Genomic DNA, 13,565 nt, shown 5'->3' with positions numbered 1-13,565 from the left:
CGCCCCGGCACACCCGGCGGCCCGGACAGCGTGGCGACGATCGCACACGCCTACGGGCTGCACACCGAGGTCGAGCGCGACGCGATCGCCCGCGCCTACCGGGTGTTCCACACCCACCACGCCCAGTTCGTCACCGCGGTCTCCGCCGAGATGCTGCCCGACCTGCACCGCGACGTCGACGAGCGCGGCGCTCGGATCGTGTTCCTCGGCCGCGACGGGCACCCCTACGCCACCGCCGTGCGGGGCCTGGACCCCGACTTCGCCGAAACCCACACGGTCGAGATCGTGCTGTCCCGCGCCGTGGTCGACGCCGCCCTGACCGACCTCGAACACCGGGCCGGCGCGCGCTTCCACGCTGTGGAGGCATTCCGGGTCCGGGACCGGATCGATCCCGCCACCACCCTAGGGGCGTTCCAGGCCCTGTCGGACTACCTCGACGACGCAGGCGTCCCCACCGCGGGCGGGGTGCTCACCTTCGTTGACAACTCGTTCAAGGGCACCATCCAGGAGCTCTACAACGCCGCCTACCCCGACGTGGAGGTCCACGGCCGCTACGCCATCCACGGCACCCACCCCGACGACCCGCACCCGGCAACAAGACCGGCTACGCCCTGCACCAACCCGCCGACACACGCTGGCGCGGCTACCCCCTGGCCGAGCTCCCCGCCGAACCCGAGCTGACCCTCGGCGCGGCAGAAGCCGTCGCCGCGATCGAGCACACCCTGCACGGCCCTGACACCAGCCCCGCCGCCATCGACACCACTGGCCCGGTCCAGGGACCGCAACGCCTCCAGCCGGCGCCGCTGCGGGGATACAACCCCGCACTCGTCACCCCGCCCTACCGCGACGCCCGCGTACGAGAAGCGGTCAAGGTAGCGGCACTACTCGCCGTGCACGACGCCGCCGTGCAAGCCCGGCCCCGCTGGACCGGACCACAGGCCCAGCAGACCCAGCCCGAACGCATGCACGCCATCGCCGCGTTCGCCGAGGACATCCGCGCCTGGATCACCGTGGCCCCCCAGCGCGACCCGGGCCTCACCGAGGTGCTCGATGCGTTCGTCCGGCGCCGCGACCGTGCCCTGCTCTCCCAGATCTATGACCAGCTCGTCGTCGCCGGCCTGGACCCCGCCGAACCGGCGCAGCACTGGATCGCACTGCTCCCCACAACACCGGAGCACTCCCTCCCCGACCACGTCGACGCCGGCAGCGCCCGCCACGACGGGCCGACACCTCATGAGCCGCCCAGCTTCCAGACAGCGATGCAGCACCTCAGGAGCGCCGTCGACGCCGCCCGCCGCGGCATCGCCGCCGATACGCAGGAGCAGACGCGCACACCAGCGACACCCGCCACACGGCCCCCGCGGCGAGACACCGGAACACAGGTCGACCCCTTGCAGAACCGACCTGATCAAGACCGGCCCTCCGGCTACGACAGCGGCTACTGATCCGCAACGAGCGCTCGGCCCGCCAAGCGAAAGTGTCGGTGCACCGTGTCACGCTGCGCCGATGAGCTGGATGCAGCGCCGGTACCACGCAGTGACCTGCACCAACGCTCGGTACGACCCAAGCTGCGTGATCGCCGACCTGACCCGCACCGGGGGGCAGGTTTGCCCGCGCGCCGCCGCAACCATCATGTCCCGACCGCTCACACTGATGTCATGAGCACGGAAACCGACCCCCAGGTCGCGGCCCGCTCGTTATGCGCGGGCCGCCCAGTCCTGTCGCGCCTCCGCCGCCACAACCTCGCCGACGACGTCACGTGGATCCTGCCTACGGACCTGCTACCGGACCTGGATGAACTCGAGGGCGTCCCCGTCGTGCACGCCGACGTACCCGGCCCGTTGCTGGCCCACTGGGTTCGCCGACAAGGCGACGTCCGCTGAACCTCGGAACGTCGACCACCCGCCCGAACCTAAGCCGCCGGACTAGCGGTCGACAGCAAACCGGAATCGGATTCGGCGCGTCGCGTTCCCTCTGACTGCTCTGATCGGGTAGAAATCCCCCATGCCGCAACCGCATCGAGGAGACCGAGTCGCGACTCACGTCCGTCTCCCCCGTCCGATGCGCGAGGCCGCTGAGGCCATCGCCCTTCGTGACGGGATCGCCGTAGGCGACGCCGTCACGAAGGTGTTCGGCGAAGCTCTTGGATTCCCCATACCCGAGTACTGCTTGTCCCCGCGCGAGCGTGCGACGCAGAACGAGTTGGAGCTGCCTCTAGACAAGGCCTCGTAACGAGATCGAGGCGGCCCCCCGGCCAGGGGGCCGCCTCGCTATCGCTCTCGCGTCAGTCGGTCATGCACCCGGCTGACGCCGTAGCCCCGGCGAACCGGGGCCAATCCCCCACCTGCGAAGAAGGGGCGCTTTCGCGTGTCCAGGATACACCCTGGACCGGGCGGCGACCATGACAGACACGGGACGACTTCGTCGTGCCCGACTGCCAGCGGCACCTCAGTGGCGTCTCTGCGACGCCGACCTGTCGTTGCCGGGTACCCGTTTACCGGTCCTACCTCGCACAACTCCCCCCCAACACCTCTCCTCGTCGAGCAGCGAGCGCTGTTCGACGAGGTGGTCTCCTCGGTCATCTCGATGGGCGGGGATGGCGTCGCCATTCCAGCCCCCCAGCTGTGCATCAGTTGCCGACGGCGCTCCGGGACTGAGCGGGATACTCCGCTGCGCTCGGTGGTCTGCGGCGGGTGCTGGTTCGCCAGCGGTGGCGAGGCGTCCCCCGCAGAGTTCAACGGATCCGGCTCCTCCGGCGAGCTACAGGAATCCGGGTCCCTGGGTCTAGCTGAGTCCCTGATCCCCCGTACGGCGCTGGATTGGTATCGAGGGCTGCTGTCCTCCTCTTGGTATCAGCAGGTCCGACGTGACGCTGCCAGCCGGCTCCGTGGCCTGCTTGCCGAGCTAGCTCGGCGAGCCGACTGGGACACCCACACCAGCTGGCCGACCTGGGACCGTCTCCAGCGGTCCAGCGGCTGGCGTCGAAGCTCGACTGCTGCCTGGCTCGCCGAGCTGCAGCGCCAGGGCTGGCTGCTACGCGTCGAGGGAGGGTCCACTCCGCAGTATCGACCCATGGCCCTGCAACATCTGAGCGGGAATCGGGCAGCGGTCTACCAGCTGCGTGTTCCAGCTGTGGAGGCCACCGACAGGGCCATCCCGACGCTGCCTCCGGCCGTAGCACCCGGGCCATCCGTGGCTGCTGCAGAGAGCAGACAGGACACAACTTGGACCCCAACCCACTCACCTAATAATCTTTCAAAGACTGAAACTGTGGTTCCTACGCGCGCGAGCACGCGCATCCACAATCCCCAGGTCAAGCCCCCTTCTCTAGGTAGTTACGGCCCTGCCGGGCCGGGCCAAGACGAACAGCAGGGCGGTTACTTCGGGAACCGGGTGCCAGTGACCAGAGCGGAGATGCTGGCTGCCGCCGGTCACGTCCGGCGGAGTGGTGTATGAGATCGACTCCGCGTGATCTTGGTTCGGGATTCTAGGCGGTTATTGCCTCGGTTGTCATGAGTGCCTCGCTGCCGGTCGGTGCGGCTTCGGTGGTGACGATGCGGATGCGTGAGCGGGCCAGTAGATCGAGGCCCATGTAGCGGCGGTTCTCGGTCCACTCATCACTCTGTTCGGCCAGGACGGCGCCGACGAGGCGGATCAGGGAGTCGCGGCCGGGGAAGATCCCGACCACGTCGGTGCGACGGCGGATCTCCTTGTTCAGTCGCTCTTGAGGGTTGTTCGACCAGATCTGGCGCCAGACCTCGCGCGGATATGCGGTGAACGCCAGCAGCTCATCGCGGGCGTTGTCGAGGTGCTCGGCTGCGTCGGGCCAGCGCGCGGTGAGAGTGTCGACCACGCGTCCGTACTGGGCTGTGACGGCGTCGGCGTCGGGCTGGTCGAAGATCGTGCGCACCTGCGTAGCGACATGCGGCTGCGCCGACTTCGGAACACGGGAGAGCAGGTTACGCAGGTAGTGGGTGCGACACCGCTGCCACGCCGCACCCGGCAACGCCGAGGCGATCGCCGCCACCAAGCCGGGATGGGCGTCGGAGATGACGAGCTGGACCCCGGACAGGCCGCGGGCGACCAGACCGCGCAGGAACGCCAACCAGCCCGCTCCGTCCTCGCTGGAGGCCACATCCAGGCCGAGGATCTCGCGGTGCCCGTCGGCGTTCACCCCGGTCGCGAGCAGCGCGTGCACGTTGACCACCCGGCCGTCTTCGCGGACCTTCACCGTGAGCGCGTCGACCCACACGAACGTGTACGGGCCCTGGTCGAGCGGGCGCTCGCGGAACGCGGCGACCTGCCCGTCGAGGTGGGTGGCCATCTCGCTGACCTGCGAACGCGACAGCGACTTCACCCCGAGTTGTTCGGCCAGCTTCTCCACCCGCCGGGTGGAGACACCGAGTAGGTAGGCCGTGGCCACGACGGTGACCAGGGCCTGCTCGGCGCGGCGGCGGTGGGTCAGCAGCCAGTCCGGGAAATAGGAGCCCTGGCGCAGCTTCGGCACCGCCAACTCGATCGTGCCCGCTCGGGTGTCCCACTCCCGGGCCCGGTAGCCGTTGCGCTGGTTCGTCCGCTCGCTGCTGCGCTCGCCATAGCCGGCCCCGCACTGCTGATCGGCCTGCGACGACATCAACGCGTTCGCCATCGTCGCGATCATCGTCTGCAACAGATCCGGCGACACACCCGCCGAGGCGAACTCCTCGACAAGCTGGGCAGGGTCCACACTGTGTGGTGCGGCCATCGTGGTGGTCCTTCCTGGAGTTCCTTGGTCGGTACTCGAGAAAGATCACGCGGTGGCCGTCTCACGTCACGACGCCACGCCGCTCACCAGCGACGAACCCGTACACCACCTCCGCGGACGTAACCCTGCCGCCGCCGAGCTGCGATCTGACCCCGCGCTACGGCGACTCACACCTCGCTGGATTCGCGCCATCGTGCGGGGCTGGTGGGAAGCTGGCTGGACTAACAACGACCTGCGCTACGCCCTCGAGTACCGGCCCCGGCAGGACGGCCGCGCCATCCCTGCTCACCGCTGCCCAGCTAGCCAGTTGCGCAGGCCCGACGGCTGGCTACGCCATCGCCTGAGCTGGTGGCGCGACGCACACGGCCCGCTCGTCTCCCCCACCGTCGACTCCCGCCAGCGCCGCTCGGCCGCCCTGGTCCGCGGCCACGCCGCCGCCCAACGACTGCCCTACGGCGCCACCGACCTGACCCCCACCGACCTGCAGATCAGCAGCGACGACCACCGCGCCGCCCGCTCTGCGATCGTCCGTCAGTGGGCCGCCGAGTTCACCGCCCGCCGCAACGCTGTCCGCCCCGCCGCCGAGGTCGCCACAGTCGAAAGCAGCAAGCGCTACTACCGCCGGATCAGCCGCGCGCTCGACGAAGGGCGCAGCCGCCGCACAGCCACTCCCCCGCTGCCCGATCCGGCGGATGGTCACGGGGGCGGGGCCGCCTCAAGCGCCTCGCCGGACACCAGCTCACCACGCAACCACGAGAGCAACGCCCTCGATGAAGGGCGAACTGCTCACGAGCGCGCGCTCGCCCGGGCACGGGCCGAACGCACCTCCCGGCCTCTCCCACGAGCTCACCGGAGGCTCCGATGACCGCGATGTCCACGCGTTATGACAAGAGTGGCGACTCCGGCGCACCACCTGACACGTTCGACCGTCAGCCCCCGCAGGACCTCACGGCCGAGCAGTCCGTGCTCGGCGGCATGCTGTTGAGCAAGGACGCGATCGCCGACGTCGTGGAGGTCCTGCAGCCGGAGGACTTCTACCGGCCCGCCCACCAGACCGTCTACGAGACGATCCTGGACCTCTACAGCCGCGGCGAACCCGCCGACGCGGTCACCGTCTCGGCGGAGCTGCAGCGGCGCGGTGAGCTCGTCCGCCTCGGCGGCGCGCCCTACCTGCACACCCTCATCGCGACCGTGCCCACCGCGGCGAACGCGGCGTACTACGCCGAGATCGTCGGCGAGAAGGCGGTCCTGCGACGGCTGGTCGAGGCCGGCACCCGGATCGTGCAGCTCGGCTACCACGGCGCCGACGGCGGCGACGTCGACGACGCGGTGGACCGCGCCCAGGCCGCGGTCTACGAGGTCACCGAGCGCACCACCACCGAGGACTACACGGTGCTGGAGGAGCTCCTCCAGCCCACGATGGACGAGATCGACGCGATCGCCTCCCGGGGCGGCCAGTCCACGGGTGTGCCGACCGGCTTCGCCGACCTCGACCAGGTCACCAACGGTCTGCACCCGGGCCAGATGGTCGTCGTCGCGGCCCGGCCGGGTCTGGGCAAGTCGACCCTGGGTCTGGACTTCGCCCGCTCCTGCTCCATCAAGAACGGCATGACCAGCGCGTTCTTCTCGCTGGAGATGAGCAAGTCCGAGATCGTCATGCGTCTGCTGTCCGCGGAGGCCCGGATCCGGCTGGCCGACATGCGCGCCGGCCGGATGTCGGACGAGGACTGGACGCGGATGGCGCGGCGGATGTCGGAGATCTCCGAGGCGCCGCTCTACATCGACGACTCGCCGAACCTGACGCTGATGGAGATCCGGGCCAAGGCGCGCCGGATGAAGCAGCGCTACGACCTGAAGCTGATCATCCTGGACTACCTGCAGCTGATGACCTCGGGCCGCAAGGTCGAGTCCCGTCAGCAGGAGGTCTCGGAGTTCTCCCGGCAGATCAAGCTGCTGGCCAAGGAGCTCGAGGTCCCGGTGGTGGCGATGAGCCAGCTGAACCGTGGTCCCGAGCAGCGCACCGACAAGCGGCCGATGCTGTCCGACCTGCGTGAGTCCGGCTCGATCGAGCAGGACGCGGACATGGTGGTGCTGCTGCACCGCCCCGACGCGTTCGAGCAGGACGACCCGCGCGCCGGTGAGGCCGACCTGATCCTGGCCAAGCACCGTAACGGCCCGACCACGACGATCACCGTCGCCCACCAGCTGCACTACAGCCGGTTCTCCGACCTCGCCCACGGCTGAGGCTCGGCCGATGGTGATAACCCGGTTATCGCTCCACCGCGTACGGCGCGGCGATAACCGGGTTATCGCCTCAGTGTCGGAGCGCTGTCAGTGCATCGATCAGAGCCTGCAGTCCGTCGTCGTCGAGCTGTCGACGCAGGCGGCGCGCGATCTTGTCGACGTCGACAGCCGCATCCCGATCGGGCTGGTCCGCCGCTGGAGCGGGAGAAGGCGAGTCGTTCGCGGGCTGGTCCGGCGACTCAGTGCCGGAACGTCGAGCGCGCTCCCCCGCCGTCGACTGACGACGCAACGCCTCAAGCTTCTCCGCCTGTTCTTCCGGCGATGCCGAGGCCACGGTTCGAGCTTCCTTCACCGACATCTCGCCGATGCGGAGTTTCTCCTGCAGGTCAGGGGTGAGCTTGAGCAGCGACAGCCGCTGCGAAACCCAGGCCTGGGTCTTCGCCACCCGCTTCGCCGCCGTGCGCTGCGAGCCATGTCGTTCCACGAGACCTTGAAGCTCGCGGGCCTCCAGCAGCGGGGGAAGGTCTTGACGGTGGATGTTCTCCACCAGCGTGGCCTCCGCCAGCATCGGGTCCGCACCCCCGAGTCGGTCCTCGACCGAGGCGACGAGGTGAGGCAGCTCCGCCAAGCGGGCCCCCGCGAGCCGGCGGTTCCCGATGAGGACCACCCACGCCGCGCTCCCGATCTGATCCGCATCCTCCGGGTAGTGAGCGAGGTAGACATCCCGAGCGACCACCGTCGCTGGCTGCAGCTGCCCGTGCTCCCGGAGGCTGTCGGCGAGCTCCTGAATCGCGGGGTCGTCGTCGTACCCGTAGCGAGGGTTGCGCGGATTGTGGGCCAGGTCGGAAAGCGGGATGCGGCGCTGGGACACGCCGGGATCCGGTGTTGCCTGGAGCGAGGCCTGCGCGGCGAAGACGTCGGAGCCGAAGGACACCCGCCCGCGCTTGCGCTTCTTCGTCGACGACCCGACTGCGGAGTCCGCGCCGCTCGCGGCCGCCTCGCTCATCGGGTGCGCCCGTAGCCGAGTTCGAGCGCCAGCCGCAGGATGTCCTGCTGGGCCTCCAAGGCCACACGGCTCTTGGCGTACTGGGTGCAGACGACACCCTCTGCCGCCGCCCGACTGTGGATCTTGTAACGACGAATGACCGAGTTCGCGAGCGGCCAGTTCTTCTTGCGGGCGAAGGTCAGGGTGTCGTCGAGATCGACCCGGCCGTCGCGGGGGTCCCAGAGATTCACGACCACGGTGTAGGGGACTCCCAGGGGCTCGATGACCTGGGTGATGGTCGTGTCGGCAGGTACGAAGGTGAGCGGCTCTGTCGTGATCGGGACGATCGCGTCGTCGGCGCTCTTCAGGACCGACCGGAGAATGTGCTCATTCTCCAGGCTGCCCGGGGTGTCTACGAACACGTGCGAGAAGTCGGCGTCTCGCAACCTCTCCAGATCACTGGGGCTGTCGGTCTCGGTGTAGGCGAATGGGATGTCATCGCCGACCCTGCTTGCCCACCAGTCCATCGATCGCTGCGGGTCGGTGCCTACGACCAGGACGGACGGATCGTCACCTCCGAGCACCTGGTCGACGACAGCAGCGAGGTTGACGGTGATCGTGGTCTTGCCGACGCCGCCCTTCTGGCAGCACACAGCATGAACTCTGGCCAAGATGGCCACCTCTCCGTGGACTTCACGGCCCGGAGTTGGGCCGCTACTTCGGATAAGTCAGAGCAGATGATGCCAGCTGTGGGTCCGCGCTCCGCGGTCATCCCCCGGCGTGTGCGGTTCTGAGTCAGGGCCGCGCGATAACCGGGTTATCGCCGTCAGCGCACTGCCGACTTGGGAGCTGGGGCCTATCGATGTTGGCGCTGCCGGACCGGGAGCGCTGCTTGGGGGTCGAGGTCGCCAACGAAGCTTCTCGCCAGCAACGCGCGCCGAGGCCGTGCGAGACGGCGACCGCCCAACGGCGCTGCGACGGGGGAGCGGGGACCGATAACCCGGTTATCGCTCACTCAGCGACGGTGGCTTCAGTCGTCGGCCTGGAATACACCCTGCGCGACCAGCCACTTCCGCCAGTAATCGACCCGATCGGGGTCGGCCGCGAACCCTTCGGGCCAGCCGTCGGTCGCGACCTGGCGCAGGACATCACGGACTCGGCTGCGCCCAACGCGAGCGCGGGAGGAGACCTTCCGCAGGTGCGGGTCCACGACGGCATTCATCGCGCGCGCGGTGTCGTCCAACGTGAAGTGCACCGGCCGGTAGGCGACCAGGACCTCATGTCCGTGCTCGTCTGGCCTGGCGACCAGCGAACTCTCGCGCATCCCTGCCCTCCTCACCTCGGTCCGGTACCGAGAACTGTACCGATGTCAGCGCTCTGACTGAGCACTTTCAGTGAGTGTGTCCTCCGCGGGAGTGGGTTACTACGTGTCCAAACTGCCGGGCGAGGTCCCGGCTGAGGGTGTCCGCGCCGGCGCAGCAGGCGCCGTCACGCCAGCGTCCTTCGGCCGGATAGGCCCAGCCGGACCAGCGCATTTCTGACGCTGGCCCCGGCCGTCGGGCCGAATGGACGGCTTTGGTGCGACGGATCGAGGAATCATCAGTTGACGAGGTGGTGTCGCGCACCACCGTGAGGCGTGGTCACCGTGTTCGGGTGCAGCTATCCCGGCCCCGCGCGCCCGGCGTGTCATTGCGGTTGCGTCCTCGGTGGCGAGGGATCCGTTCGAGTCCTTACAGACGGCCTCTGACCAGCTGGAACAGCCTCAGCTGCGGGCTCGTCGCGCGGACCTGATCTCCGAGGGGAAGTTCCACTATCAGTTCCGGACCCAATGTGCGCCTGACCAGCGACTACGTATTCTCCGGTGGCAGCGGGAAAGAGTCGGCAACGACAGCTCAGTCAGCCCCACTGAGAGTGAGCTATGCCCGATATGCGAGTTTGACGCTGTCTGCGGGCGCTAGCGAGTCGGCGACCTGCAGGATATGCGCTGGTCAGCGTCGTGGTGGCGAGCTACTCGAGTGCGTGCCAGGCGTTCGGAGCCGAGTGTCGCCCCGTCCGGTGCTCCAGAGCACCGTGTGGCGATCCGGCGCGGCTCGGGGCGCTCAACGGCCCGGAAGTGGTGGGCCTGTGGCCCCGGTCTTATCGATGCGGGGGGCGTCGCAACCTGGGGCGGGGTGACCGAGCACGTGGCTGCCTGACGGCCGGCCTTGCGCGTACGCGTGTGTCGCGTGGGCGTCACTCCGTGCGCCGGGCTAGTTCTCAGAGAAACTCCCGGCTCGAGCGGGACGGCGGTGGTCTTCGTCCACCGACCCTCGGCGACGGTGGCGGGGCGAGCTGTGGGGTGGCGCCGGCCCTGGAGGTCGTGAAGGCCTGGCGCCCACACCCGGAGAACCTTGCGGACCGTGACTCCCAGAGGCGAGCTCGGCGCGGCCCGTTGAGTCCCGCGGCCCGGCCCGGAGCGAGAGGTCCGCGCCCGGATGACCCCCGCGCTCTGGCGGGGCCGGGGCGCGGTGGCAACGAGCGCAGGAAGCACCTGTGCTCGTGCTTAGAGATGGTTTCAGAATGACTTCATGAGTTCGCGGTGGCAGATCAGGGCGCAGGCGAGTTGGAGGAAGCCGAGGTGGATGTCGGCGCGGCGTTCGTAGCGGGTCCGCAGCCGCTTGAACGCGTGCAGCCAGGCGAACCCGCGCTCGATGACCCAGCGGACCTTCCCGAGGCCGGAGCCGTGCGCGACACCGCGACGGGCGATGCGCGGGCGGATCCCGCGCTCGCGCAGGCGTCGTCGGTGCGGGTTGGAGTCGTAGCCGCGGTCGCCGTAGAGCGTGCCGGGTCGGTGTCGGGGCCGGCCTCGGCGGCCGCGGATCGGCGGGACCGCATCCAGCAGTGGCAACAGCTGGGTGATGTCGTGACGATTGGCACCGGTCAGCGTCACGCCCAGGGGCAGCCCGTGACCCTCGACGATCAGGTGGTGCTTGGAGCCGGGGTGGCCACGGTTGACCGGCGATGGCCCGACATGGTCCCCCCTTTGAGGGCGTGCACGTGCGAGGAGTCCACCGCGCACCGGTCCAGATCCAGCTTGTCGGCGGCGCGCAGCTCGGCCAGCAGCAGCTCGTGCAGCGCCGACCACACCCCGGCCTCGGTCCAGTCCCGCATCCGCCGCCAACAGGTCACCCCCGAGACGCCGAACGCGGCGGTCGGGAGCTGGCTCCAGCTGATCCCGTTCTTGAGCACGTACATGATCCCGCGCAGCGCGGTCCGGTCATCGACCGGCCGGCGGCCCGGGAACCGGTACCGGCGCGGTGGACGAACCGGCAGCAGCGGCTCCACACGCTCCCACAACGAGTCAGGAACAAGATCGGCAGCCATGTCGAACAACTCTGCCGCAGCTCAGCGACCGTCTACAGCAGACACGCCGAACTCATTCTGAAATCATCTCTTAGTGCGCCCCGGGAGTCGAGAGCCGGGGCGTGGGCGCTGTTGCCTGCGTCGTGGGCACCCGGCATCTCTCACTCGCCACAGCCGCGGCATCGGGCCATGCCGAGACCGGCCGGCGTGGGTCCGTCTGGCTAGGGCGTGTCCTGTAAGTCGGTGCGCAGCCACAACACGGTCGCGGCGATGATGATCTCCGATCGGTAGTAGGCCACGCGCTTCGCGTAGCGGGTGGCGAGGGCGCGGAACTGTTTGAGCCGGTTGAAGCAGCGTTCGACCACGTTGCGACTGGTGTAGAGGGCCGGGTCGAACGCCGGTGGGCGACCGCCGCGGGGGCCCTTCGCGCGTCGGCGCTGGATCTGGTCGCTGCGTTCGGGGCTGGTGAACGCGATGCGGCGCCGGCGTAGCGCCGCGCGGGTCGAGGGGTGGGAGTAGGCCTTGTCGGCCAGCACCCGGTCGGGCCGGGTGCGTGGTCGGCCGGGTCCGTCTCGGCCGACCACGATCTGATCGAGCAGCGGGAGCAGTTGTGGGTTGTCCCCGGCCTGGCCCGGGGTGAGGATCACCGACATCGGCAGTCCGCGCCCATCGACCGCGAGATGAATCTTGCTGGTCAGCCCGCCACGGGACCGTCCGAGGGCTTCTCCGTCGACGGCGAGGGCTTCGACCCACCCAGTGGTGCAGCCCCCTTTTTCCGGGCACCGGCGGAGTGCTGGTGAGCCCGGACGCTGCTGGAATCGATGCTGAAGGTCCACTCCACGTTCCCGACGGCGTCATCCTTGACGATCACGTCGTCGAGGATGCGTTCCCAGGTGCCGTCCGCGGTCCAGATCCGCAGGCGTTCATGCGCGGTCTTCCAGGGTCCGTAGCGCTCGGGCAGGTCGCGCCACGGGGCGCCGGTGCGCAGCTTCCACAGGATCGCGTTGATCACCTGACGGTGATCGCGCCACCGCCGGCCTCGCCCTGCGACCGGGGGCAGCAACGGCTCGATTCGCGCCCAGGCCTTGTCCGTCAGCTCACCCCGACCCACCACCCGAGCATGATCACCGACAGCAGGTCAGAACCCTTACAAGACACGCCCTAGTCGTCGTAGCCATACCCGTCGTCGTAACCCTCGGCCTCGAAGCCGTAGCCCTCTGCCTCGGCGTCGTAACCCTCGACAGCGGCTCCGCGGAGGTCTTCCCAAACGCCGGCGCTCGCCGTAGGGGCAGCTGGGCTCGCCTCCGATGTCGAGGTGAGGTCGATGCCCCAACGCGTCGGTCGAGCCGGTGGAGCAACTGCTCCAACTGCTGCCTCTCGGGGGTGTCCGGTTCGACCAGCGAACGTGCGAGTGTCGCTGCGGACTGCAAGTCGGCCAGGTAGTCCGGAGCGAGCCGCCCAGCCATGTCAATGGCATTGTCGAGCCACCAGGTTCGCTCGGAGGCGGTCCATGGGCGGCCTCGTTCGGCTTCGATTGCCTCAGCTGCGCCGGCGGCCGGATGCCATGACTGCGTGCCGTCGTGGTCGACGCGCTCTTGTGCGTGCAGGATCGCACCGCCACGGCGGGCGACCACAACACGGTCGACAGGTGCGGTGTCATCGAGCATCCGTGCGGTGTCCAGGACCCCCGTGTAGTTGCGATCTTGGATAGGAGTGGGGCAGTAGGCGCCGTGACCGGTTGAGTCGACCTGAATCTGATACCGCTGTAACACGCCGAGACGGGACAGCGCAGCGGGCCCGGCGACGAACTGGACCTCGACCCGATAGCCGGCACCGGTGAACTGGGCGATGAATCCGTGGGCGCGGTCGGGACTCGCGAGGTTGGAGTCGACGATGGCGTTGAGCCGGTGGCCGCGGGCGTGGTCGATCATCATGTCGACCCAGGCACGGGCATCCTGATCGATCGCGGCGTCGAGGCTGGCCAGCGCCCGCTCATCGCCTTCGAGGAGCTCGTGAAACCGCGGGTGGTAGGGACGAAGAAGGTCCGCGGAGAAGTCCACGACCCCACCGTGAGCAGCGAGTGCGGTCACGATCTGCGCCTTGGTCGAGGACTTCCCGATCCCCGGCTGGCCGCCCAGCAATACTGCAAGCGGTTCACGCTGGGGCTGCTGTGTCGACGCGATATCCGGCAGGATCTGCTCGCGGAAAACGCGCTGGTGCTGGCTGGGATCGAGTCGTAACGCGCGACGA

Annotated in this window: 13 protein-coding genes; 6 read left to right on the top strand and 7 right to left on the bottom strand. The window is 68.9% G+C overall.

Annotated elements, in window-relative coordinates; genetic code table 11:
• Nucleotides 1-30: 30 nt before the first annotated feature.
• From ZF1_RS28945 to ZF1_RS28935, 3 genes are all read left to right on the top strand, one after another.
• Nucleotides 31-681 carry a hypothetical protein gene (locus ZF1_RS28945; RefSeq protein ID WP_482638903.1) on the top strand — a complete coding sequence of 217 codons (651 nt, stop codon included), beginning with the start codon at nt 31-33 and terminating at the stop codon, nt 679-681.
• Between the two features lie 209 nt (nt 682-890).
• Nucleotides 891-1,445, top strand: a complete 555-nt coding sequence (locus ZF1_RS28940) for a hypothetical protein (RefSeq protein ID WP_482638902.1) — start codon at nt 891-893, stop codon at nt 1,443-1,445.
• Between the two features lie 213 nt (nt 1,446-1,658).
• Nucleotides 1,659-1,883, top strand: coding sequence for a hypothetical protein (locus ZF1_RS28935; RefSeq protein ID WP_337826925.1), 225 nt, complete (start codon nt 1,659-1,661; stop codon nt 1,881-1,883).
• A 1,604-nt stretch (nt 1,884-3,487) separates the two neighbouring features.
• Here the strand turns inward: ZF1_RS28935 and ZF1_RS28930 are convergent.
• The gene (locus ZF1_RS28930) at nt 3,488-4,744 is read right to left on the bottom strand and encodes an IS256 family transposase (RefSeq protein ID WP_073574061.1); all 1,257 of its coding nucleotides are present in this window, start codon (nt 4,742-4,744) and stop codon (nt 3,488-3,490) included.
• A gap of 52 nt (nt 4,745-4,796) precedes the next feature.
• On the opposite strand from ZF1_RS28930, the gene ZF1_RS28925 reads away from it, so the two are divergent.
• Complete coding sequence (locus ZF1_RS28925; protein ID WP_482638901.1) at nt 4,797-5,609, top strand: hypothetical protein; 813 nt, start codon at nt 4,797-4,799, stop codon at nt 5,607-5,609.
• 5 nt (nt 5,610-5,614) lie between these two features.
• A complete protein-coding gene (gene dnaB, locus ZF1_RS28920) occupies nt 5,615-6,988 on the top strand; it encodes a replicative DNA helicase (RefSeq protein WP_482638900.1) in 1,374 nt (457 codons plus the stop codon).
• Between the two features lie 70 nt (nt 6,989-7,058).
• On the opposite strand, the gene ZF1_RS28915 is transcribed toward dnaB, so the two are convergent.
• The 6 genes from ZF1_RS28915 to ZF1_RS28890 all read right to left on the bottom strand — a co-directional run bounded on the left by ZF1_RS28915 (nt 7,059) and on the right by ZF1_RS28890 (nt 13,456).
• Nucleotides 7,059-7,994 (bottom strand): ParB/RepB/Spo0J family partition protein, encoded by a 936-nt coding sequence (locus tag ZF1_RS28915; RefSeq protein ID WP_465882778.1) that lies wholly within the window; start codon nt 7,992-7,994, stop codon nt 7,059-7,061.
• A complete protein-coding gene (locus tag ZF1_RS28910) occupies nt 7,991-8,626 on the bottom strand; it encodes a ParA family protein (protein WP_224389191.1) in 636 nt (211 codons plus the stop codon). Before ZF1_RS28910 ends, ZF1_RS28915 begins: the two co-directional genes overlap by 4 nt.
• Before the next feature lie 377 nt (nt 8,627-9,003).
• Nucleotides 9,004-9,297, bottom strand: coding sequence for a hypothetical protein (locus ZF1_RS28905; protein WP_357440915.1), 294 nt, complete (start codon nt 9,295-9,297; stop codon nt 9,004-9,006).
• Between the two features lie 1,230 nt (nt 9,298-10,527).
• A protein-coding gene (locus ZF1_RS28900; protein ID WP_482638899.1) for an IS5 family transposase occupies nt 10,528-11,336 on the bottom strand; the annotation gives its coding sequence in 2 pieces (ribosomal slippage) (nt 10,528-10,997 and nt 10,997-11,336; 810 coding nt in all).
• A 200-nt stretch (nt 11,337-11,536) separates the two neighbouring features.
• Nucleotides 11,537-12,426, bottom strand: a protein-coding gene (locus ZF1_RS28895) for an IS5 family transposase (protein WP_482638720.1) whose coding sequence is annotated in 2 segments (ribosomal slippage) — nt 11,537-12,054 and nt 12,054-12,426 — 891 coding nt in all. Because the reading frame shifts where the segments join, the coding sequence is not laid out codon by codon here.
• 13 nt (nt 12,427-12,439) lie between these two features.
• The gene (locus ZF1_RS28890) at nt 12,440-13,456 is read right to left on the bottom strand and encodes a zeta toxin family protein (protein WP_482638951.1); all 1,017 of its coding nucleotides are present in this window, start codon (nt 13,454-13,456) and stop codon (nt 12,440-12,442) included.
• Here ZF1_RS28890 and ZF1_RS28885 point away from each other — a divergent pair.
• On the top strand, nt 13,385-13,555 hold the full coding sequence (locus tag ZF1_RS28885; protein WP_482638955.1) for a hypothetical protein: 171 nt from the start codon (nt 13,385-13,387) through the stop codon (nt 13,553-13,555). The genes ZF1_RS28890 and ZF1_RS28885 overlap by 72 nt on opposite strands.
• Nucleotides 13,556-13,565 lie beyond the last annotated feature (10 nt).

The sequence above is a fragment of the Pseudonocardia sp. ZF1 genome (assembly GCF_056835605.1).
Note: the sequence above shows the minus strand (reverse complement) of the source record. Positions and strands in the feature narration are given on the sequence as shown.

What these genes read in the sequence shown, in the direction of transcription:
- ZF1_RS28905 (WP_357440915.1), bottom strand. Translation starts at nt 9,297, where the DNA reads ATGCGCGAGAGTTCGCTGGTCGCCAGGCCAGACGAGCACGGACATGAG.
- dnaB (WP_482638900.1), top strand. Translation starts at nt 5,615, where the DNA reads ATGTCCACGCGTTATGACAAGAGTGGCGACTCCGGCGCACCACCTGAC.
- ZF1_RS28915 (WP_465882778.1), bottom strand. Translation starts at nt 7,994, where the DNA reads ATGAGCGAGGCGGCCGCGAGCGGCGCGGACTCCGCAGTCGGGTCGTCG.
- ZF1_RS28935 (WP_337826925.1), top strand. Translation starts at nt 1,659, where the DNA reads ATGAGCACGGAAACCGACCCCCAGGTCGCGGCCCGCTCGTTATGCGCG.
- ZF1_RS28930 (WP_073574061.1), bottom strand. Translation starts at nt 4,744, where the DNA reads ATGGCCGCACCACACAGTGTGGACCCTGCCCAGCTTGTCGAGGAGTTC.